This is a genomic window from Streptomyces sp. UNOB3_S3, assembly GCF_020740895.1.
Classification (GTDB): domain Bacteria; phylum Actinomycetota; class Actinomycetes; order Streptomycetales; family Streptomycetaceae; genus Streptomyces.
In genome coordinates this window covers 1-21,529 of sequence record NZ_JAILXP010000088.1, presented here as the reverse complement: position 1 = coordinate 21,529, position 21,529 = coordinate 1, and the positions used below count along the sequence as shown (strand labels likewise).

At 73.7% G+C, this 21,529-nt stretch carries 17 protein-coding genes and 1 pseudogene; 10 read left to right on the top strand and 8 right to left on the bottom strand.

Translation table 11 applies throughout. The annotated features are described in order from the left end of the window. Positions 1 to 90: 90 nt before the first annotated feature. Positions 91 to 2,283 (bottom strand): Fe(3+)-hydroxamate ABC transporter permease FhuB, encoded by a 2,193-nt coding sequence (gene fhuB, locus K6I33_RS12535; protein WP_229350986.1) that lies wholly within the window; start codon positions 2,281 to 2,283, stop codon positions 91 to 93. A 153-nt stretch (positions 2,284 to 2,436) separates the two neighbouring features. Here fhuB and K6I33_RS12530 point away from each other — a divergent pair, with 153 nt between their 5' ends. After that, positions 2,437 to 3,192: an SDR family oxidoreductase gene (locus K6I33_RS12530; protein ID WP_229350984.1), complete on the top strand. Its 756-nt coding sequence runs from the start codon at positions 2,437 to 2,439 to the stop codon at positions 3,190 to 3,192. 27 nt (positions 3,193 to 3,219) lie between these two features. On the opposite strand, the gene K6I33_RS12525 is transcribed toward K6I33_RS12530, so the two are convergent. Further along, a complete protein-coding gene (locus K6I33_RS12525) occupies positions 3,220 to 4,632 on the bottom strand; it encodes an NB-ARC domain-containing protein (protein WP_229350982.1) in 1,413 nt (470 codons plus the stop codon). A gap of 313 nt (positions 4,633 to 4,945) precedes the next feature. Here K6I33_RS12525 and K6I33_RS12520 point away from each other — a divergent pair, with 313 nt between their 5' ends. The 3 genes from K6I33_RS12520 to K6I33_RS12510 all read left to right on the top strand — a co-directional run bounded on the left by K6I33_RS12520 (position 4,946) and on the right by K6I33_RS12510 (position 8,102). Then, positions 4,946 to 5,818, top strand: a complete 873-nt coding sequence (locus K6I33_RS12520) for a hypothetical protein (RefSeq protein WP_229350980.1) — start codon at positions 4,946 to 4,948, stop codon at positions 5,816 to 5,818. Between the two features lie 86 nt (positions 5,819 to 5,904). Further along, positions 5,905 to 6,972, top strand: a complete 1,068-nt coding sequence (locus K6I33_RS12515; protein ID WP_229350978.1) for a YncE family protein — start codon at positions 5,905 to 5,907, stop codon at positions 6,970 to 6,972. Positions 6,973 to 7,154: 182 nt separating this feature from the next. Beyond that, positions 7,155 to 8,102 (top strand): polysaccharide deacetylase family protein, encoded by a 948-nt coding sequence (locus K6I33_RS12510; RefSeq protein WP_229350976.1) that lies wholly within the window; start codon positions 7,155 to 7,157, stop codon positions 8,100 to 8,102. Positions 8,103 to 8,115: 13 nt separating this feature from the next. Here K6I33_RS12510 and K6I33_RS12505 read toward each other — a convergent pair whose 3' ends face one another. The 5 genes from K6I33_RS12505 to K6I33_RS12485 form a co-directional block, all read right to left on the bottom strand. Continuing rightward, positions 8,116 to 9,303: a cytochrome P450 gene (locus K6I33_RS12505; protein ID WP_275126691.1), complete on the bottom strand. Its 1,188-nt coding sequence runs from the start codon at positions 9,301 to 9,303 to the stop codon at positions 8,116 to 8,118. 152 nt (positions 9,304 to 9,455) lie between these two features. Then, positions 9,456 to 11,450: an ABC transporter ATP-binding protein gene (locus K6I33_RS12500; RefSeq protein ID WP_229350974.1), complete on the bottom strand. Its 1,995-nt coding sequence runs from the start codon at positions 11,448 to 11,450 to the stop codon at positions 9,456 to 9,458. A 166-nt stretch (positions 11,451 to 11,616) separates the two neighbouring features. Continuing rightward, positions 11,617 to 12,291, bottom strand: coding sequence for a phosphatase PAP2 family protein (locus K6I33_RS12495; RefSeq protein ID WP_229350972.1), 675 nt, complete (start codon positions 12,289 to 12,291; stop codon positions 11,617 to 11,619). Further along, positions 12,288 to 12,926 carry a phosphatase PAP2 family protein gene (locus K6I33_RS12490; RefSeq protein WP_229350970.1) on the bottom strand — a complete coding sequence of 213 codons (639 nt, stop codon included), beginning with the start codon at positions 12,924 to 12,926 and terminating at the stop codon, positions 12,288 to 12,290. Before K6I33_RS12490 ends, K6I33_RS12495 begins: the two co-directional genes overlap by 4 nt. Before the next feature lie 184 nt (positions 12,927 to 13,110). Continuing rightward, complete coding sequence (locus K6I33_RS12485; protein WP_229350968.1) at positions 13,111 to 13,515, bottom strand: rodlin; 405 nt, start codon at positions 13,513 to 13,515, stop codon at positions 13,111 to 13,113. A gap of 330 nt (positions 13,516 to 13,845) precedes the next feature. Here K6I33_RS12485 and K6I33_RS12480 point away from each other — a divergent pair, with 330 nt between their 5' ends. From K6I33_RS12480 to K6I33_RS12460, 5 genes and pseudogenes are all read left to right on the top strand, one after another. Beyond that, the gene (locus K6I33_RS12480; RefSeq protein ID WP_229350966.1) at positions 13,846 to 14,160 is read left to right on the top strand and encodes a putative quinol monooxygenase; all 315 of its coding nucleotides are present in this window, start codon (positions 13,846 to 13,848) and stop codon (positions 14,158 to 14,160) included. A 379-nt stretch (positions 14,161 to 14,539) separates the two neighbouring features. After that, entirely contained in the window at positions 14,540 to 15,559 is a 1,020-nt protein-coding gene (locus K6I33_RS12475; protein ID WP_229350964.1) for an isopenicillin N synthase family oxygenase, read from the top strand. A gap of 131 nt (positions 15,560 to 15,690) precedes the next feature. Then, positions 15,691 to 17,029 (top strand): annotated as a pseudogene (locus tag K6I33_RS12470) (DUF692 domain-containing protein). Between the two features lie 17 nt (positions 17,030 to 17,046). Then, positions 17,047 to 18,081: a TIGR04222 domain-containing membrane protein gene (locus K6I33_RS12465; protein ID WP_229350963.1), complete on the top strand. Its 1,035-nt coding sequence runs from the start codon at positions 17,047 to 17,049 to the stop codon at positions 18,079 to 18,081. 353 nt (positions 18,082 to 18,434) lie between these two features. Beyond that, positions 18,435 to 19,325 (top strand): S1 family peptidase, encoded by an 891-nt coding sequence (locus tag K6I33_RS12460; RefSeq protein ID WP_229350961.1) that lies wholly within the window; start codon positions 18,435 to 18,437, stop codon positions 19,323 to 19,325. Between the two features lie 36 nt (positions 19,326 to 19,361). On the opposite strand, the gene K6I33_RS12455 is transcribed toward K6I33_RS12460, so the two are convergent. Next, positions 19,362 to 20,252, bottom strand: coding sequence for a helix-turn-helix domain-containing protein (locus K6I33_RS12455; RefSeq protein WP_229350959.1), 891 nt, complete (start codon positions 20,250 to 20,252; stop codon positions 19,362 to 19,364). Positions 20,253 to 20,371: 119 nt separating this feature from the next. Between K6I33_RS12455 and K6I33_RS12450 the strand changes: the two genes are divergently transcribed. After that, complete coding sequence (locus K6I33_RS12450; RefSeq protein ID WP_229350957.1) at positions 20,372 to 21,424, top strand: NAD(P)-dependent alcohol dehydrogenase; 1,053 nt, start codon at positions 20,372 to 20,374, stop codon at positions 21,422 to 21,424. The last annotated feature ends 105 nt before the right edge of the window (positions 21,425 to 21,529 follow it).

The window sequence follows — 21,529 nt, the reverse complement described above, 5'->3', positions numbered from 1 at the left end:
GGTCTCTCCCCTGACCCGCCCCTTCCCGTAACCGGGGGCGGAGCCCCCGGTTACGGGAAGGGGCGGGTCAGGGGAGAGACCGCCGGAGGCCTACACACGTGCCGCACTCGACCGCCCCAGCAGCACCCACAGCAGGAACGGTCCGCCAAGGACCGTCGTGACGATGCCGACGGGAATCTCGACCCCGTCGAGCAGCACACGCCCGACCGTGTCGGCGACAACGATGAGCACGGCTCCCGTCAGCATCGACCCCACCACCGGCACCCGCAGCGGCCCCGCCAGCCGCCCCGCGATGACCGGCGAGGCGAGCGCCACGAAGCCGACCGGGCCGCAGATGCCGACGGCCAGGCCCGCCAGGGCCACCGCGAGCAGCAGGCAGAACATCCGCACCCGGTCCGGGGCGACGCCCAGGGAGGAGGCCGTGGAGTCGTCGAAGCGCAGCACGTTGAGCTGCCGGGCGACGACGAGGGCGAGCGGCACGAGGACGGCCAGGCCGATGAGGACGGGTGTGGCCACGGAGTAGCCGCGCCCGTTCAAACTGCCCGAGGTCCACACATACAGCGAGCTCGCCGAGTTCAGCGAGCGGCGGGTGAGGACGACCTGGGTGACGGCGGAGGCGAGGGCGGACATGGCCAGGCCCACCACCAGGACGCGGTAGCCGCGCCGGCCGAGGCCGCCGGAGACGGTGGTGACGACGAGGACGGCCACCAGCGCGCCGAGGGGGCCGGCCCACCAGGCGCCGAAGGTGCCGGTGAGGGTCGTGGAGATGAGGACGGCCGCCGTCGCGCCGTCGTTGACGCCCAGGAGCTCGGGGGTGGCGAGGCGGTTGCGGGCGAGGGTCTGGGTGAGGCAGCCGGCCAGGCCCAGGGCGGCGCCGGCGGTGAGCCCGGCGACGATCCGGCCGAGCCGGAACTTCTGCACCAGGAGCACGTCGAAGCGGTCGCCCGAGCCGAGGACGGCGTTGAACGTCCGGGTCAGGCCCATCTCGCTCTGGCCCGCGTAGGCGGACAGGACGACGGCGGCGACGAGGAGCGCCGCCAGGGCGAGCGCCGCGAGGGCGGCCCGGCGCGGCAGCAGCACGGAGAGCGTGCCGCCGCGCAGGACGAGGCTGTCCTCGCGCTCCTCGGTCCCTTCCGCGCGGCGCGTGGGCCACACGGAGAAGCGGCGCTTGGGCGGCGCGGCCTCCTGCGTGGCCGGGTCGGTCATGCCCATCGCCCCCAGCCGCCGGGAGCGGACGATGCCGATGAGGACGGGGGCGCCGATGAGGGCGACGATGACGGAGACCGGTGCCTCGAAGGGCCGGGAGACCACCCGGGCCAGCACGTCGGCGCCGGTGAGGACGCCCGCGCCGATGAGCCCGGCGAGGGCGATCTGGGCGGTGAGCCGGGGCCCGGCGAGCGTACGGGCGAGGAAGCCGGCGAGCAGGCCGAGGAAGGAGATGGGGCCGACGAGCGCCACGGCGGAGGCGGTGAGGAGGGTGACGGCCACGGCGACGACCACCCGGATGGTGGAGGGCCGGTGGCCCAGGCCCTTGGCGAGGTCGTCGCCGAGGGCCAGCGCGGACAGCGGGCGGGCGACGAGCAGGGCGATCAGGAAGCCGACGGCGAGGACCGGCAGCAGTCCGGTGAGCTTGCCGAAGCCCTCGACGCCCGCGAGTGAGCCGAGGACCCAGAAGCGGAAGCGGTCGTAGGTCTCGGCCGAGTTGACGACGATGACGCTGGTGATCCCGCCGAAGGTGGCGCCCAGCGCGGAGCCGGCCAGGACCAGCCGCATCGGTGAACCGCCGCCGCGCCGCCCCGCGATGAGCAGGACCAGCCCGCTGGCGACGATGGCGCCGCCGAACGCCCACAGCAGGTGCCCGGGGCCGCTCTGCACGCCGAGGAAGGCGATGCCGGCCACGACGCCGAGCGAGGCGCCGGCGTTCACGCCGAGCAGGCCCGTCTCGGCGAGGGGGTTGCGGGTGACGGCCTGGAGCAGGCTGCCGGAGGTGCCGAGGGCGGCGCCCACGAGGAGCGCGGTGAGGGTGCGGGGGATCCGCAGGTCGCCCACGACCAGGGACAGCCGCGCGTTGTCGCGCGCGCCGTGGCGGCCGAGGAGGTAGTCCAGGACGGCGCCCGGGCCGACCTCGCCCGCGCCGACGGACAGGGAGAGCGCGGCGAGCACGAGGACGGCGAGCAACAGTCCGGCGGCGATGACCGGCAGACGCCGACGGCCGTGGGACGGTCTGGGAACTGCCTGGTCAGCGGCGGGTTTCGCCTCGGTGTCCACGTGCGACAAAGTCATAAGGTAAGGCTAGCCTAATGCCCTCCGGTGCCCGGAAGCTCCAGGTCGTACCACCGGGACACCGGCCGGCGAAGGGGTGCGGAGGGGTGCGAAGGTGTGTGTACCGCAATAAAGTGGTCATGCTTTGTCGTCGGCCCCTCCGAGGAGGGACGCATGCCCAGCCATACGCTCAAGGACAAGGTCGTCGTCATCGGGGGAGCGTCGAAGAACCTCGGCGGTCTCATCGCCCGGGAGGTCGGCAAGGAGGGCGCGAAGGTCGTCGTCCACTACAACAGCCCGTCCTCCAAGGAAGGCGCCCAGGAGACCGCCTCGGCGGTCAAGGCGGCGGGCGGCCAGGCGGTGGTGCACGAGGCCGACCTGACCCAGGTGTCCGAGGTCGAGGGGCTGTTCGAGGTGGCCGTCGGCGCCTTCGACAAGGTCGACTGCGTGGTGAACACCGCCGGCATGGTCCTCAAGAAGCCGCTGACCGAGGTCACCGAGGCCGAGTACGACAAGATGTTCGCGGTGAACTCCAAGGCGGCGTTCTTCATGATGCAGGAGGCCGCGAAACGGGTGGAGGACGGCGGGAAGATCGTCACCATCGTGACCTCGCTGCTCGCCGCCTACACCGGCCTCTACTCCGTCTACGCGGGCAGCAAGGCCCCCGTCGAGCACTTCACCCGCGCCCTGTCCAAGGAGCTGTTCGGCCGGAACGTCTCGGTCAACAACATCGCCCCCGGGCCCATGGACACCGGGTTCTTCTACCCCGCCGAGACCGAGGACTCCATCGCATACCACAAGTCCTCCGCCATGAACGGCGAGCTGACGAAGATCGAGGACATCGTGCCGTATGTGAAGTTCCTGCTCACCGACGGCTGGTGGCTCAACGGGCAGACCCTCTTCATCAACGGCGGCTACACCACCCGCTGACCGCCCCACCGACCGCCCCGCGGGCGGCTACGCCCGCGCCGGCCCGCTCCGGGCGAGCGCCCCGGAACCCTGGGCGGCCGCCTCCGCCCCCTCCAGCGCGAACAGCCGTATCACCGGCGGGACGACATAGGACGGCTCCGCCGCCCGGCGCCCCTCGAACGCCTCCAGCAGATGGCCGTCCATCAGGTCGCCGAGGATCCGGTGGGTCCGCGCGGTCCCGCACCCGAGCAGCGTCGCCGCGCCCCGCAGGCTGAACCCCGGCGCCCGGGCCGCCGCCAGCCGGCGCAGGGCCCACCGCGTCTGCTCGTCCAGCACGCCGAACGCCGCCGCGACGGCCGCGCGCACCGTGAGGTCGCCCGAGCCCAGCTCCCGCAGCCGGGTGCGCGGATCGTTCAGGACCTCGTCGACGAGCGTCCGCATCGTCCAGTGCGGCCGCGCCAGCAGCCGGCAGCCCACCACCCGCAGGGCGAGCGGGATCCGCCCGCACAACTCGGCCACCAGCGCCGCCTCCGCGCGCTCGCGACGCACCCGCTCCTCGCCGACCATCCGCGCCAGGAAGGCCAGCGCCTCCTCCGTGCCGAACGCCCCCACGTCGACGCGCCCGGCGCCCGGCAGCGCGGAGAGCCGGCGACGGCACGTCGCGAGCACCGCCGAGGCGCCCACCCCCGGACAGGCGCAGCGCACCTGCCCCTCCGAGACCGCGTCGTCGAGGACGATCAGCACCCGCTCGCGGGCCAGCACGGCGCGCAGCCGCGCGCCCGCCTCCTCCGCCGGGCCCGCCCCGGCCGCCGGGTCGCCCAGGGAGCGCAGCAGGTGCCGGACCACGTCGTCCGGGCCGAGGGCGGGGTGCCCGGCGGGGGACAGCTGGACGAAGAGCTGGCCGTCCGGGAACCGGGAGCGCAGCCGGTGCGCGGCCCGTACCGCCAGCGCCGTCTTGCCCGCCCCCGGATGCCCGGCGATCAGCGTCAGCCGCTGCCCGCACCGCACCCCCTCGGGCGCCAGCGCCCCCTCGATCTCCAGCAGTTCCCGCTGACGGGCCGTGAAGTCCGGGATGTCCGGGGGCAGTTCGCAGACCGGTGCGCCGGGGGCGCGGGTCCCCGGCGCCCGGTCCCCGTCCGCCCGCACGGCGTGCGCCGCCGTGCCGTTACCGTCGCCGGGCCGCTCCTCCGGCGAGCCGTCGTGCTCCGGCGCGAGCCGCGCGGCCCTCGCCGCCTCGACGAGCCGCCGCGCGGCCTCGTCCCCCTGGGCCAGCGCCCCCGCCAGGAGCTCCACGGACTTCCGCTGAGGGCGGCCCGTCCGGCCGCGCTCCAGATCGCCGATGGCGCGCACGCTCAGCGTGGACGCCCCGGCCAGCTCCTGCTGGGTCATGCCCGCGGAGAGCCGGTAGCGGCGCAGCAGCGGGCCGAACGCGAGCCCCTGGGCACCGTCCGTCAACGTCATTCCCCCTCGGGCCCCTTCCCCACCGGCACACGGCCGGCCGCGACCGGCCTGCGGGCCTCCTCGTCACCGGCCCACCCCAGCGTAGGACGCTCACTCCAGCGGTCAAGATGCCCCCTTCGCTCGCCGACGTCCGCTATGGGCCCGGCCGTCGGCGCACGGCCCCCACCCGCCCCGCGGCCCGGCGGCGGTCCACCGGCAGTCGCCCGGCAATCCGCCGGAGAAGCCCGGGGAAGGCGTTGCGGGCCGCCCCGCGACTGCCGCACGATGCCGCAGTCAGGGGCCGGTGGCCCGAACTCCCCCCGGAAGGTGGTCGATGGCTGCGCACCGGCCCTCCGTCGAGCCCGGGCCCCGCTATGTGAAGGGCCACTGCGGCGGCGACGGCTTCCTCCTCCTGCTCGATCCCGGCAACCGGGTCGCGCTGTCCGAGGGCGCGGTCCGGGGGCTGTGCCACCCGCGCACGGGGCTCGGCGGGGACGGCCTGCTGCGCCTGACGGTCGCCGGCCCCGGCAAGGCGCCCGCCCGTACGCGTGGCGAGTGGTTCGTGGACTGCCGGGACGCCGACGGCTCGCACTCCCTGGCCTGCGGCCCCGGTGCCGGGTTCGTCGCCCGCTATCTGACGGTCGCCGGGCTCGCCGGGCCCGGGGCGCTGTGGATCGGCACCCGCCTGGGCGACCAGCGCGTCACCGTCGACGCCAAGGGCCGTACGACCGTGGAGATGCCCACCCCGCGCGTCCTCGGCACGGCGGGCGTGACGGCGGACGGGGAGTCCTTCCCCGGCGCGCTCGTGTCGCTGGGCGCCCTCCACCTGGTCTGCGTCATCGACACCCCTGTGTCGTACCTGGACTTCACCAAGGAGCCGCAGCCGGACACCGCCGCCTTCCCGAAGGCCGTCGGCGTGCTCGTGCCGTCCGCCGACATGGTCTTCGTCAACGTGCTGCCGCGCGGCAGCCTGCGGGTGCGCGCCTACCGGCCCGGGGCGGGGGAGATCCGCCCGGGCGGCGCCGCCGCGTGCGCGGCGGCCGCGGCCGTTCAGCACGCCGCGGGCCGCCGGGAGACCACGGTCGTCGAGAACGTCATGGGGCCGCTGACGGTGGCGCTCGACGCGTCCGCCGCCACGCTCCTGACCGGCGCGGCGGGCGTCGCGGCGGAGGGCGTCGTCGACGCCCGGTGGCTGGCCGCGCTGTGAGCCGAGGAGTCGATTGCGTCTGACGCAATGCTCCTTTGACAAGCTTGCACTGGAGTCAAGGCCGGGTTCCGGGTGAGGATCTGAGCATGAACTCCCTTCAGCGAGACGACTCTTCCGTTCCTTCCTTCGCGACCCGTGACCAACTGGCCGTTGTCAGCCAGACCGGACCCACCGTCACTTTCTTCGACGCCGTCACCCATGAGCGGCTGGCCGTCGTCGAGGTGCCCGCCGAACCGCACGAGCTGTGCTTCGACCCGGACCACCGGGTGCTGTACTGCGTGAGCACGTACGTCCACGGCTACTACCACCGGCACGACGGGGAGGCCCGGCAGATCGCCGTCATCGACGTCGACACCCACGCCGTCGTCGACGTCCTCGACACCGCCCCCGACCACGCGCCCCACGGCCTCGCCCTCGACCGGGCGCGCGGCCTGCTCTACGTCAGCGTCGAGGCGACCGACACCGAGCCGGGCGGGGTCGTCGTCTACGACACGGCGACCCGCGAGCGGCGCGGCAGGATCCCGGTGATGGCCGCCGGCCCCCACTGGGTCGCGATCACCCCGGACGGCCGCCGGGGCTACACCACCAACAAGGAGGCTCCCTTCCTCTCCGTGCTCGACCTGGAGCGCGGCGAGTTCGCCGGGCGGATCGAGGTGCCCGGCAGCGAGGGCCTGGACGTCTCGCCCGACGGCGCGTTCGTCTACGCGGCGGCTCCCAAGGGCGACTTCACGGCCGAGCCGGCCGCCCGCCCCGGCGTCCGGGTGATCGACACCGCCTCGGGCGAGATCGTGCGGACCCTGTACACCGAGGGGATCGTCTTCCCGGTGCACACGACGGCCACCGGCGCGGTGCTCGCGGGGGAGCTGCGCATGGAGGAGGGCGAGGGGGGCGGGCTCGGTCGGCAGGCGAACGGCGTGCTGACCGTCTACGCGCCGGGCTCGCTGGAGGTCGCCGGGCAGGTGGAGGTCGGGGCGTTCCCGCTGACCGTCACCTCTTCGCCGGACGGCAGGACGGGCTATGTCTCCGCCGTCCTGTCCAGCACGGTCACCGTGGTCGACCTGACCGCCCCGAAGGTGCTCGCCACCCTGGAGGTGGGCCGCCAGGGCGAGGCCGGAGCCCACGGCCTGGCCTATATCACCGCCGCCCGCGGCTGACGTCCGGGCATGGTCGGGCCGCCCGGGGCACCACCCGGGCGGCCCAACCGTGCCCGCCGCCGCGGTTGCGGGAGCGCCCGTCCGGCCCGAGGGTTGGTGTCAAGATCATCGAACCGGTGTCGATGCCGGGGTGAGATGACGGGCCGCGCCTGCCGGCGGACCGTCATCCGTGAGGAGTCAGCATGTCCGGATACGGTCAGGTCTTCCGGCGTGGTCGCGGGCGTCACCGGCGGCGCCGGCGGGCTCCGCTGAAGACGGCCGCCGCGGTCTCCGCGCTGGTGACGTGCTCGGCCTTCGCGGTGCACGCCGTGGACGACGACCAGGAGGACTGCGTACCGCTGCCGGCGGGCGCCAAGGGCGGCCGCGGCGATCTGCCGGCCTGGTGCCACGGCCACCACGCGGCAGGCGCCCCGGCGGGCAAGGGCGGCCCCGGGGACGCCGGCGACGGCGTGGCCCGCGACGGCGACAGCGGCCACCGGGACCGGCCCGCCGCCCCGCCCGCCCCCGAGGGCGTCTACGACCGCGAGCGCTGCGGCAACACCTCCGGGCGGATCCTGCTGACCCTGGACGACTGGCCCTACAACGACCCGGAGCGGTCGGTGCGCATCGGCGCCCAGCTCAAGGCGCAGGGCATCCGCGCGGCGTTCTTCCTCATCGGCAAGTTCGCCGCGCAGTACCCGCAGATCACCCGGCAGCTGCGGCAGCAGGGCCACTGGGTGGGCAACCACTCCTACACCCACCGCCATCTGCCCAGCCTGGACGACGACGAGCTGTACGACGAGATCCGCAATGGCGTCGCCGGCAACCTGTTGCGGCCGCCGTACGGCGACGTGGGCGAGCGCGAGCGGGAGGTGGCGGCCGAGCTCGGCTTCCGGATCTGCAACTGGACCATCGACACCCACGACTGGGAGAAGACCCAGGGCCACGCGCGGAGCGTGGACGACATCCGCGCGAGCGTCCGCGACGCCACCCCGGACGAGAAGCGCAACGGCGTCATCCTCGGCCACCTGTTCAGCAACTTCCCCGACGCCCTGCCCGACATCGTGAGCGATCTGCATGCCCAGGGCTATCAGATCTGCCGCAACAAGGGCCCCGTCACCGACAAGGTGCCCTACCCCCTGGACTGCTGACGGACGCCCGGGTTCAGTAGCGCACCGGCAGCGCGGCCAGACCGCGCAGGGCCAGGCTCGGCCGCCAGAGGAGCGTCTCGGGGCGGTCGGTGTCGAAGGCGAGGCGGGGGAAGCGCTCCAGCAGGCTCCGCAGGGCGACGGAGGCCTCCAGCCGGGCGAGCGGGGCGCCGAGGCAGTGGTGGAGACCGTGGCCGAAGGCCATGTGGCCGCGCGCGTCGCGGTGGATGTCGAAGCGGTCGGGGTCGGGGAAGCGGCTCGCGTCCCGGCCGGCCGAGGAGAGGACCACGATGACGGGCTCCCGGGCGGGAAGGGTGATGCCGCCGATCTCCACGGGCTCGGTGGTGAAGCGGTAGGAGGCCCGCTCCACGGGCGACCCGTACCGCAGCGTCTCCTCGATCGCGCCGTCCAGCAGCGACCAGTCGGCCCGCAGCCCGGCGAGCTGCCCCGGGTGGTTCAGCAGGCTGTACACGGCGCTCGATATGAGGTTGACGGTGGTCTCGTGCCCCGCGACCAGCAGGACGAAGGCCATGCCCAGCAGTTCGGCGGGGGAGAGGCGGTCGCCGTCGTCGGCGGCCGCCGCCAGGGCGCTGAGCAGGTCGTCCTCGGGGGAGCGGCGCTTGCGTTCGATGAGGCCGTGGAGGTACTCCGTCATGGCCTGCGCCGCGGCGGCCGCGGCCGCCATGTCCGTGAGCATGACCATCTCATTGGACCAGGCGCGGAAGTCCGCCCGGTCGGCCGCCGGGACGCCGAGCAGCTCGCAGATGACGGTCAGGGGCAGCGGCAGCGCGAAGGACTCGACGAGGTCCGCGCGGCCGGTGGCCGGGAGGCCGTCGAGCAGCCGGTCGGTGATCTCCTGGACGCGGGGTCGCAGGGCCTCGATGCGGTGGGCGGTGAACTCCTTGGCGACCAGTTTGCGCAGCCGGGTGTGGTCCGGCGGGTCGGTCTGGAGCATGTTCGTCCCGATGGGGACTCCGCCGTCGCCCGTCCAGTCGGGGGAGTTGCGCAGATCGTTGCTCATCCGTGGATCGGCCAGGGCGGCCCGGGCCTCGTCGTACCCGACGATCAGCCAGGACTCCTTGCCGTCGGGGGTGCGCATCCGGTGGACGGGGCCCAGCTCGCGCAGCCGCGCGTAGAGGACGTTGCGGTCGGCGGAGAGGTCCGCGCCGGGGTCGGAGTAATCCATGAGAACGGGTGTGGACATGGCTGGTCCTTTCCGCGTCCGGAGGCGTCCGGAGAGCAAGTGGGGTGTATTCCCCGTTTACGGTTCCCGACTGTAGCAGTAACTGGGGAGTGCTCCCCGGGTAGGGGAGCGCACGGGAGGGGCACCTCGGCCGGTGCCCTCCCGCACGCGGTTCAGCGCCGGGCCCGCCGCCCGGCCTCGCCCGGGCCCCGGGAGCCGGGCACCACCGGGCCGTCCCCGGCGAACTGCCCGCGCTGGAGCTCGTACAGATCACGGAAGACGCCCGCCGAGGCCGGGCCCATCAGCTCCTCGAAGGTGCCGCTCTCCCGGAGCCGGCCGCGCTCCAGGACGTGGATGACATCGGCGTGCCGGACCGAGGCCAGCCGGTGGGTGATCAGCAGCACCGTCTGGCCGCCGTCCGCGAGCCGCCTGATCTGGTCGAAGACCTGGATCTCCGCCCGGGCGTCCAGCGCCGAGGTGGGCTCGTCGACGATGAGGATCCGCCCCTCCCGGTAACGGGCCCGGGCGATCCCCAGCCGCTGCCACTGCCCGCCGGAGAGCTGGTGCCCGCCCTCGTAACCCCGCGCCAGCAGGGTGTCCCAGCCGCGCGGCAGCCCCGCGACCACCTCGTCGGCGCCCGCGTACCGGGCCGCCGTCTCCAGCCGCTCCTGGGACACGGGGTGGCCGGTGCGCCCGATCGCGACGTTCATCCGGCAGGTGAACGGCCACCGGTGGAAGTCCTGGCTGACCATCGCGAAGCGCGCGAACACCCCGGCCCGGTCGAGGCCCGCCATGTCCCGGTCGTCCCAGAGGATCCGCCCCGAGTCCGGCCGGTAGAGCCCGGCCAGCAGCTTCACCAGGGTGCTCTTGCCCGAGCCGTTCTCCCCGACCAGCGCCACGATCTTCCCCTGGGGGATGGTCAGGCTGACGCCGTCCAGCGCGGGCCGCGGCACGGCGCTGCCCGGATAGCCGAACGAGACGTCCTCGAACCGGATCTCCTTCGGATTGTCCGGCACGCTCTCCCCGCCCTCCGGAATGGCCCGCTCGGCCGCCTCCCGGCACAGCCGCTCCAGGTCCTGCACATAACAGGCCTCCTCGTAGAGGCTGTTGACCTGGAGGATCAAGGAGGCCAGGCTCGCCGAGCCGCTCCGCGTGGCCAGCACCGCGGTGCCCGCGACGGACAGCTCCATCACCCCGGTCAGCAGCAGCCCGCCCAGCGCGGCGTAGGTGGCGAGGACGGCCGTCCCCGTCAGCGCCGAGGCGATCAGCCGGACGCGCGCGGCGTCCCGCGCGAGCCGGGTCTGCTCGGCCTCCGAACTCTCCGACATGCTGCGGAAGTGCCGCAGGAGGAACGGGCCGACGCCGTGCACCCGCACCTCCGGCGCGGGCTCCGTCTGGATCAGCAGCCCGCTCAGCAGCCGCCCCGCCCGCGCGTGCTGCACCCAGTGGTGGAGCGAGGCGTAGCGGGCCCGGGCGATGCGCAGCGAGGCCCACGCGCGGGGCACGGTCGTCAGGGCCAGCAGCGGCAGCAGCACCGGGTGGAGCACGGTCAGCACCCCCGCGGCCGCGACGAACGCCACCAATGCCCCGACGACCCCCGAGCAGTACCTGATCATGCGGCGGGCCGCCGACGCCCCGTACTGCGCCGAGTCCAGCAGGCGGTGGAACTCCTCGTCCTCGATCGCCGCCAGCTCGACGCGGATCACCCGCTCCAGGTACATCTCCGTGGCGACGCGCTCGACCTTGGGCTCCAGCCGGCCCGTGCCCGAGGTGGACGCCGACGTCGCCAGCGCGCCCACCACGCCCGTGACCGCGACGACCAGCAGGGCGGGCAGGGCCGCGGCCAGCCGCTGCCCGGTCGGCCCGGTGGCCAGCACGGCGGCCAGGACGTGGTTGATGGCCACCAGGCCGACGGCCTGGCTCACCCCCTGGCCGAACTCCGCCGCCGCCACCGTGCGCAGCGCGCCGCGGTCCGCCCGCCACGCCAGCCGGATCGCGGCGCCGACGAGCCGTGGCAGCCGGAGCGCCATCGCCCACAGGGACATCTCATGGCGGGCGTTCTCATGCTTGTTCCAGCCCTGGTCGTGCCGGAGCGGACCGCCGAACAGCAACCGCTCGGACGACGAGGCCTCTTGGGGACGGGGACGGAGGGGTGGGCTGTGACGCACGGAGCCTCCTCGTTGACGCCGGATCGGACGAATGCTCGAAATGTCGGCGCCCGGGGGGAGGGTCGTCACGGCCCCAAGGGCGCTTTCTCGTCCGGAAGTTCGAGGATGCGTCAAACAGCGGTCAGCGGGCGGCCGTCCCGCCCGTGATTCACTCCGCCGTGGCGGGTCACCCGATCCGGGGGTTGCGCCGCCACGGCCGGACCGGGAGCGCCGGCCGCTCCAGGAGGCGGGCCAGCACCGGCAGCGTCAGCGCCAGCCAGCCCGTGGCCAGCAGCCAGCCGCCCACGAGGTCGGAGGCCCAGTGGACGCCCAGCACCACCCGGGTGAGGGCGACACCCACCGCCCACAGCACGGCGCAGCCCGCCGCCGCCCGGCCGGGCCCGCCCGGATACCGGCGCAGCAGCGCCCAGGCGAGCAGCCCGCCCGCCAGCGCACTGGTCGTCGCGTGACCCGAGGGGAAGGACGCCGCGTGGGCCGCGCTCAGCCAGCCGTCGGCCGGCGGACGGGGCCGGTCCACGGCCACGCGCAGCCCGATCCGTACCAACTGGCCCGCGCCCAGCACCGCCTCCGCCGCCACGACGCCCAGCGCCCGCCGGGACGCCAGCCAGCCCGCCAGGCCGGCCAGCAGATAGGGGACCGCGCCCGTGCCCGTCGAGGTCAGGGCCTTCGCCGCCGTGCCCAGGCCCGCGCGATGCTCCAGGACCGCGTTCCGCACGGCCGTGTCCACCGCTAACGGCGCGCCGCCCCCGGCCATCACCAGGGCCGCGAGGACGGCCAGCACGGCCAGGGCCAGGGCCGCCACCACCGGCGCCGCCCGGGGCCCGGCCGGACGGCGGCTCACGCGGCCGTCACCAGCAGCGGCCGCAGCCGGCCCTTGCGGGCCCGCTCCACCCAGGGCGTACCCCGGGTCGCCAGTACGGTCAGGGGCGCCGCCAGCGCCACGCCCGCCAGCGCGCCGGCGGCCACGTCGTGCGGGTAGTGGGCGCCGATCCACACCTGCGAGGCGCCCATGGCCGCCGCCGCCAGCGCCGCGACCGCCCCGAGCCGGCGCTCGACCAGCCACAGCGCGGCGGCCGCCGCGAAGGCGATCACCGCGCGGCCGCTGGGGAAGGACCAGTCCCCCGGGGCCGGGCACGACTCCAGGGTGAAACTCCTCGGTATGGAACGGCAGGGCCGGTCCTCCCGCACCGCCACCCGTACGACCATGTCCACTCCGTACACCATCGCCACCACCAGGGGAGTGGCCAGCGCCCGGGCCATCATCGGGGAGTCCGAGCGCCGGGCGAGCCACCAGGCGGTCAGCATCAGCGCGGCGAACAGCACCAGCCCGAAGGCCGACCACGTGGAGACCGTATCGTTCAGCAGCCACGGCGCGTGCCGCGCGTCCCGGGTGATCTCCGTGTAGAGACCGCCGTCGATGCCCGAACCGTCGAAGCCGGGGGAGCCGGGCAGGAGCGCTGGGGATGTTGCGATCACGAGTGCGGGCCCTCCCATGATCGGGGGCCGCCCGGACGGCCGGCCCCGCGTGCACTGCCGTATTCCTCGATTCCCGGATCACACCGGGCAGTTCGCTTCTCCATACATCCGGACATACAAGAATCCCCCCGCCCAGGGGCCCGTACACCCGGAGCGGAGGGAATTCCATGGAATCGCGAGATCGTCAGTGGCCGTCGTCGCCGTTGCCGGAGCCGTTGCCGGAGAGCACCGGGATCTCGTCGACGAGGTGCGACAGCGGGTCGTCGCCGTCGTTGATCGTGGAGTTGTCCGTGCACTGCTGCTGTTGCTGCGAGCTGAGGATCGGCACGTCCTGGACGCCGACGTTGAGCGCCCCGATGAGGGACTGGACGCCGACCTTCCCGATGCCCAGACAGAGCTTGTTGAGCGAGCCCTGGATCAGGCTCATCTGCGGGCTTTCCACGCCCCCGGTCGCGGTGTTGCCGTAGCCGGTCTTCGCACCGTTGGCGTTCGCGACGTCCTGGTCGTTGCCGATGGCCATCGCGGGGGTGGCGACGGCGCCGACGGCCGAGGCGGTCAAGGCCGCCGTGGCGAGAACCTTCTTGAGCACGTCAATGCCTTTCGATCGATCGATGTTTCCCTCCGGGAAGCGAACTGAGTAACTGCAAGTGAATGGGGAAGTTCCGGCGTTTCACTCATTCGCCCCAGCGAGTCATTTACCTTCCGGGGTATCCAACTCCTTTTGGAGCGAGCCTTCCGGGGAAGTGGTGCCCGGCCGCGTCACGGCTTCCGGAGTTCATGCCGTTCCGGCTGGTAGCGTGCGCGGCGCGGCAGGAACTCCGGCCGTCGGCCCGCTCGGACAGCGCCCCCACACGCCCGCGTCCGGGCGGGCTTGCCGGACGCCGGGGCGATTCCGCCGGCGCCGAGGGAGGAGGTCCGCGTGACCGTCGAATACGTCCGCTACCGCATCGCCGAGCCCGACCGCCGCGCCGCCTTCGAGAAGGCGTACGCCGCGGCCGCCGAGCACCTCTACGCCGCGCCCCAGTGCCTGGCCTACGAGCTGTCGCGCGGGGTGGAGGACCCGGAGCGCTACGTCCTGCGGATCGAGTGGACCTCGGTGGAGGACCACGAGCGGGGGTTCCGCAGCGGCCCGCACTTCCCGCCCTTCCTCGACGCGGTCCGGCCCTACACCGGCGACATCGAGGAGATGCGGCACTACGAGCGGACCCTGGTCGTCGACAAGCGCCGCGGCTGACCCATGGGGCGCCTCATCCGGAACAACCAGCACCGATTGTTAACGGCATGTGACGCGTGCCACCCCCGGACAACGGCATGATCACCACCGGAGGCGTATACCCTCGGGGATGTGAACCCGCTCGTCAAACGCCGCCACGTGGACTTCGTCCGTGTCACGAGCATGTCCTGTCGCCGGTCCGGCTGACCTTCACGCCTTCGCGGCGCCCGCTTCCCGGGCGGCCGTCCCACGCGTTTTCCCCGCGTTCCTGGCTTTCTTCGCTTTTCTCTTATTCCTAGCCGCTCCCCGGTCCCGTCGCCGCCGCACACCCTGCGCCGGTCGCACGGGTCGTCCGGCCATCCCCGGACGCTTAACCGGGCCCTCATGCTGTGGACACTCCATGAACAACGAGCTTCCGGTCATCGACCTCTCCGCCGCCTCCGCAGGCCCCGACGCCCGCGCCGGCCTCCACGAGGCCCTCCACGCCGCCGCCCGCGACGTCGGCTTCTTCCACCTGACGGGCCACGGCGTCACCGCCGACGAGACCGCCGACCTGATGCGCACGATGCGCGCCTTCTTCGCCCTCCCCGAGGCCGACCGGCTCGCCATCAGCAACCTCAACTCCCCCCACTTCCGCGGCTACACCCGCATAGGCGACGAGCGCACCGGCGGCAGCCAGGACTGGCGCGACCAGCTGGACATCGGTGCCGAGCGCGCCGCCCACGTCCCCGGCCCGGAGGACCCCGGCTACTGGTGGCTGGAGGGCCCCAACCAGTGGCCCGCCGCCCTGCCGGAGCTGCGCACCGCCGCCCTGCGCTGGGTCGAGCGGCTGAGCTCGGTCGCCGAGCGGCTGCTGCACGAGCTGCTGGCCGCCATCGGCGCCCCCGAGGACTTCTACGACAAGGCCTTCGCCGACCGCCCCCACCTCCACCTCAAGCTCGTCCGCTACCCCGGCAGCGCCCCCGACGGCGCCGGCCAGGGCGTGGGCCTGCACAAGGACTACGGTTTCCTGACCCTGCTCCTGCAGGACGAGGTCGGCGGTCTCCAGGTCGAGGGCCCCGACGGGGAGTTCATCGACGTGCCGCCGCTGCCGGGCGCCTTCGTGATCAACCTCGGCGAGCTGCTCGAGGTCGCCACCAACGGCTACCTGAAGGCCACCAACCACCGTGTGGTCAGCCCGCCCGGGGCCCGCGAGCGCTTCTCCGTGCCGTTCTTCTACAACCCGCGGCTGGACGCCCGCATCGAGCCCCTGGACTTCCCGTACGCCCACAGCGCGCCCGGCGTCACCCAGGACTCGGCCAACCCGCTCTTCGCCGAGTACGGCCGCAATGAGATCAAGGGCTGGCTGCGCGCCCACCCGGGCGTGGCCCGCAAGCACCACCCCGGCCTGCTGGAGGACGCCGGGACCCCCGCCGTCTGACATCCGGAGGAACCCTCCCCCGGGATCACCTCAAGGATTACCCTCTTCCTGACCAAGGATTGATCAAGTCGGGACGGGGAATCACCTTCGCAATGGGCGCGAAGCGCCGCGGGGGAGCCACGGGGGTGGGGATGAGTACGGTGCTGGGCACCGGCGTCGGCTGGCGGCCGGAGATCGCCGGGGACATCGAGCGGCTGCCGGGGATCGACTGGGTGGAGGTCGTGGCGGAGAACGTCTGCCCCGACCACCTCCCCGCCGCGCTCCGGCGGCTGCGCGCCCGGGGGACGACCGTCGTCCCGCACGGGGTCTCCCTGGGCCTGGGCGGCGCCGACCGGCCCGACCTGGCCCGGCTCGTCGCGCTCGCCGAGCTGGCCGAGGCCCTCGACGCCCCGCTGGTCAGCGAGCACATCGCTTTCGTCCGCGCCGGGGGCGCCCCGGCCGGCCCCGGCCCGGCCCCCCGGATCGAGGCCGGGCACCTGCTGCCCGTGCCCCGCACCCGCGACGCGCTGGACGTGCTCTGCGAGAACGTCCGCATCGCCCAGTCGGTGCTGCCCGTACCGCTCGCGCTGGAGAACATCGCGGCCCTCTTCACCTGGCCCGGCGAGGAGCTCGGTGAGGGACGGTTCCTCGCCGAGCTGGTCGAGCGCACCGGCGTACGGCTCCTCGTCGACGTCGCCAACCTCCACACCAACCACGTCAACCGCGGCGAGGACCCGGCCACCGCCCTCGACGAACTCCCCCTCGACGCCCTCGCCTACGTGCATGTCGCGGGCGGCGTGGAACGCGACGGACTGTGGCACGACAGCCACGCCCACCCCGTCACCCGGCCCGTGCTGGACGTCCTCGCCGAGCTCTGCGACCGCGTCGCCCCGCCCGGCATCCTGCTGGAGCGCGACGACGACTTCCCCGAGGCCGGCGAGCTCGCCGCCGAGCTCGACGCGATACGGGCCATAGCCGGTGGGGCCCGCTGCCATGGCTGACCCGCTCACCGGCGCGCCGGCACCCGGCGAGCGCGCCCCCGGCGAGCGGGCCCCCGGCCGGGACACCGACGCCGCCCGGCGCCGGCTCGCCGAGGCCCAGCTCGCCCTGCTCTCCGCGCTCGTCGCCGACGCCCCGCCCCCGCCCGGCTTCGACCCGGGACGCCTGGACGTCCAGCGCCGCGCGCTGCTCGCCAAGCGCCTCGGCGTCGTCCGCAAGATCGCCCCGGAGCCGGCGGAGATCCTCGCCGACGACTTCCGCGACCTCTTCCTCGGCTACGCCCGGGGCCGCCCCATGACCGGCGGCTACCGCCGGGACGCCCTGGACTTCGCCCGCCACCTGCTGCGCACGGACGCCGTAACCGACCCCGACCGGGTCCGGCGGCTCACCGCGTGGCTGGCCGAACGGACCGGCCCCGCCGCCGCACCGGCCCCGGGCCGCGTACGCCGCCGGGTGGCCGCCGTCCTGCGCCGTCTGCGCCCCGCGCGCTGACCGAAAGGCAATCTCCCATGTTGTACGCCCTTATGGTGACGCTGTGTTGCGCGGCGCTGATCGTCGTGCCCTCCGTCGCGCTGGTCCGCGTCCGGCGGCAGGCCCGCGGCCGGAACGTCCCGCCCGCGCCCGAGGACATCCCGGACGTCCTGGGCGTGGCCTGCCTCCTGGGCGGCGTCGAACGCGTCGCCGACACCGTCATCACCGCCATGCACGCAGACCAGCGCGTCACCGTGCGCAACGGCAGGGTGATGGTGGTGGAACCCACCGCGCACAACGCCGTGGAACGCGCCCTGCTCAAGCAGTGCGGCGAAGACTGGAGCACGACCCTGCGCGCCCTGCGCCGGGAGCTCCAGCGCGATGTCCTCGTCCACGCCATCGGCCGGTCCCTGGAGAAGCTGGACATGCTGCTGCCGCGGGGCTTCCAGTACCGCTGGCGGCGCGTGGCCCGCTGGCAGACGGCGGGGCTGGCCATCGGGGCCGCCGCCGGTGTCGTCCTGCTCTTCCCGGCCGCCTTCCGGGCCATGGGCCTCGCCCTGCTGGCGCTCGCCCTGGCCGGGGTCCTGGTCCGGGTGGCATGCGGCCCCCATAAGTCGCGCGATCCCCGTACGGACTTCGGTGAGGGTCTCGCCCGGCTGATCACCGCCGATCCCGCCTGGAGCCGGACCACAGCCGGGGCGCACCCCGCCGGGGCGGCGGGCGTCGTCGCCGTGCACGGCCGGCTCCGCGCGCCGGACAAGAAGCTCAGGGCCCAGCTGTCGGAGGCGGCCAGGATCCGGACGAACCGCAGGACCGGCACCACGAGCCGGACGGGCCGTTCCGGTAGGTCCTCGTCCACGACGTCGTCCTCCTACTGGTCGTCCACGGCTGCCACGACGTCCGCGTCCTCCTGCGGAGGAGTCCTCTTCGACACCGGATCCAGCGACTCCAACGACTCGGGCAGCTCCGGCCACTCCGGTCACTCGGGCGGCCACAGCTGTTCGAGCGGCCACAGCTGCTCGTCCAGCAGCAGCTGCTCCAGCTCCAGCTGCGGTGGTGGCGGCTGCTCCTGAGCGGCCCCCGCGCGGCGAGTGCGGGCGGGGGAGCGGCGGTTACCGGACAGTCGCGGCCCTCACCGTCCGTTATGCGCACAGGGTGTACGCGGTGCCCCGTCATGCGCGATCGTGCGCATGACCTCTGACGCTCGGCCGGCGCTCCCTCGGAGGAGTCGGAGCGAGTGCGCGTTTCTGAGCGGTTGTGCGCGACCGGATGCCTTCTTGTGCGTTGGCTTGTCCGGACGGGACACTCATCCGGCAACTCTTGGCATGCACGCGACGTGCGGTCGCTGTTGTGCCGTACGAATCCTCCGGGCCCGGACGCGCGGTGCGCGCGACGGGCACACCCCCACTCGCAGGAGGTCGACGAGTTGAACCACTCACGCATACCCCGGCGCCGCGCCGCCCTGGCCGTCGCCGGAGCCGTGGTCCTGACCACTGCCTCCCTCACCCTCCAGAGCGCCCAGGCGGCCCCCGCCGCCCACTCCGCCGCCGAACTGGCCTCCGCCAGAGCGGAACTGAACGCCCACGCCGCCGTCCCCGGCACCGCCTGGGCGGTCGACCCCAAGCTCCACAAGGTCGTCGTGACCGTCGACAGCACCGTCACGGGCGCCCGCCTGGACCAGGTGCGCAAGGTCGTCGACGGCCTCGGCGGCAAGGCGACGATCAAACGGACGCCGGGCGTCTTCCGCCCGCTCGTCGCGGGCGGCGACGCCATCTGGGGCAGCGGAGTGCGCTGCTCGCTGGGGTTCAACGTCACCAAGGACGGCCAGCCGTACTTCCTGACCGCCGGGCACTGCGGCAAGGCGTCGGGCGACTGGTCCGACTCGCAGGGCGGCGGGGCGATCGGCTCCACCGAGGTCGCCGAGTTCCCGGGCCACGACTACGCCATCGTGCGCTACACCGGCAGCGCCGACCACCCCAGCTCCGTGGACCTCTACAACGGCGGCCAGCAGAACATCGCCAAGGCCGGCGAGGCGCGCGTCGGCGAACGCGTCCAGCGCAGCGGCAGCACCACCCAGGTCCACGAGGGCCAGGTCACGGCCCTCAACGTCACCGTCAACTACCAGGAGGGCCAGGTCGACGGCCTGATCGGCACCAATGTCTGCGCCGAGCCCGGCGACAGCGGCGGCGCGCTCTTCGACGGCGACACCGCGCTCGGCCTCACCTCCGGCGGCAGCGGCGACTGCTCGTCCGGCGGTGAGACGTTCTTCCAGCCGGTGCCCGCCGCCCTCCAGGCGACCGGGGCCCAGCTGCCCTGACCCCGCAGGCCACGGAACAGCCCCGGCGCGCGACCGCTACGCGCCGGGGCGCGACGCGGGAAGGGAGGGCTCCGCACCACCCGGCACGGTCTCCATGTCCAATGTCCAACTGGCCAGCAGCCGCAGCGACTCGGCGGACGGCGAGCCGGGCTCGGCGTGGTACGTCACCATCACCTGGTCCTGATCGGCGGGCAGGACGAACGTCTCGCACGCCACGGTCAGCTCGCCCACCACGGGGTGCAGCAGCCGTTTCACACCATGGCCCTTGTCCCGCACATTGTGGGCCGCCCACAGACGGCGGAACTCCTCGCTCTTGACGGACAGCTCACCCACCAGGGAGGCCAACTTGGGGTCGTCCGGATAGCGCCCGGCCTCCAGCCGCAGACAGGCGACGAGGTCGGCCGCCTTGGCCTCCCACTCCACGTACAGCTCGCGCGCCGCGGGGTCGAGGAAGAGCTGCCGGATCATGTTGCGCTGCTGCGGCGGCACGGCGGGGAAGTCGCCGAGCAGCGCGCAGGCCAGCCGGTTCCAGGCGATGACGTCCGTCCGCCGCCCCAGCACATACGCCGGGACGCCCTCCATCGTGTCGAGCAGATGCTGCACGGTGGGCCGGACACGCTGCGGGCGCGCGGTGCGCGGGCGGCTCGGGGCGGGCCTGACCAGATGGCCGAGGTGGTCCCGCTCCGTCCTGCTGAGCCGCAGGGCGTCGGCTATCGCCTCCAGCACCGCCGCGGACACGTTCTGCCCGTGCCCCTGCTCCAGCCGCGTGTAATAGGCGACGCTCACCCCGGCCAGCTGCGCCAGCTCCTCGCGCCGCAGCCCCGGCACCCGGCGCCGGCCGCCGTACGGCGTCAGCCCGACGTCCTCGGGCCGCAGCCGGGCCCGGCGGGAGCGGAGGAACTCGCTGAGCTCGGTGCGCTGATCCATACCCACCAGTATGCGTGCGGCGGACCGGACGAAGGGTGTCCCTGCCAGTGGTAGGAACCGCGAGCGTACTTTCAGCCGAGTTCTGGTTACCCAAAAGAACCGGCCCGATGATCGACCGTATGACGCACACCACTGTCCACGCGTACGCGGCACCCGCTCCCAAGGCACCGCTGGAGCGCACCACCGTCACCCGCCGCGCGCTGGGCGAGCACGACATCCTGATCGAGATCAAGTACTCCGGCATCTGCCACTCCGACATCCACACCGTGCGCGGCGAATGGGGGCACGAGACCTTCCCGATCGTGCCCGGCCACGAGATCGCGGGCGTCGTCGCCGAGGTCGGCGCCGGCGTCACCCGCCACGCGCCCGGCGACCGGGTCGGCGTCGGCTGCTTCGTCGACTCCTGCCGCGAGTGCGACAACTGCCGGGCCGGACTCGAGCAGTACTGCACCGGCGCGAGCGGCCCGGTCGGCACCTACGCCGCCACCGGCCACGACGGCGAGTTCACCCAGGGCGGCTACTCGACGCACATCGTCGTCGACGAGAACTACGTCCTGCGCGTACCCGACGGCCTCCCCCTGGACGCCGCCGCGCCCCTGCTGTGCGCGGGCATCACCGTCTACTCGCCCCTCGCCCACTGGCAGGCGGGCCCCGGGAAGAAGGTCGCCGTCGTCGGTCTGGGCGGCCTGGGTCACATGGCCGTGAAGATCGCCCACGCCATGGGCGCCGAGGTCACCGTCCTCAGCCAGTCCCTCCGCAAGAAGGACGACGGCCTGCGCCTGGGCGCCGACCACTACCACGCCACGTCCGACCCGGCCACGTTCGAGGCCCTGGCGAACAGCTTCGACCTGATCCTCAACACGGTCTCGGCGGACCTGGACCTCAACGCCTTCCTGGGCCTGCTGCGCACCGACGGCGTCATGGTCCAGCTCGGCGCCCCCGAGAACCCGCTGCCGGTCGTCTCCGGCTCCCTCTTCCGGCAGCGCCGCACCCTCGCCGGGTCGATGATCGGCGGCATCCGCGAGACCCAGGAGATGCTCGACTTCTGCGCCGGGCACGGCATCGCCTCCGACATCGAGCTGATCAGCGCCGGCCAGATCAACGAGGCGTACGACAGGGTCCTCGCCAGCGACGTCCGCTACCGCTTCGTGATAGACGCGTCAACGATCTGACAACCCGGACCCGAGGCCCGGTACGGACGGCCGTGAGCCGGACGTGCCCGGCCCCGACCCCCGGACGTGAGGCCCGGGTGGGGCCGGGCACGTCCGGCTCACGGC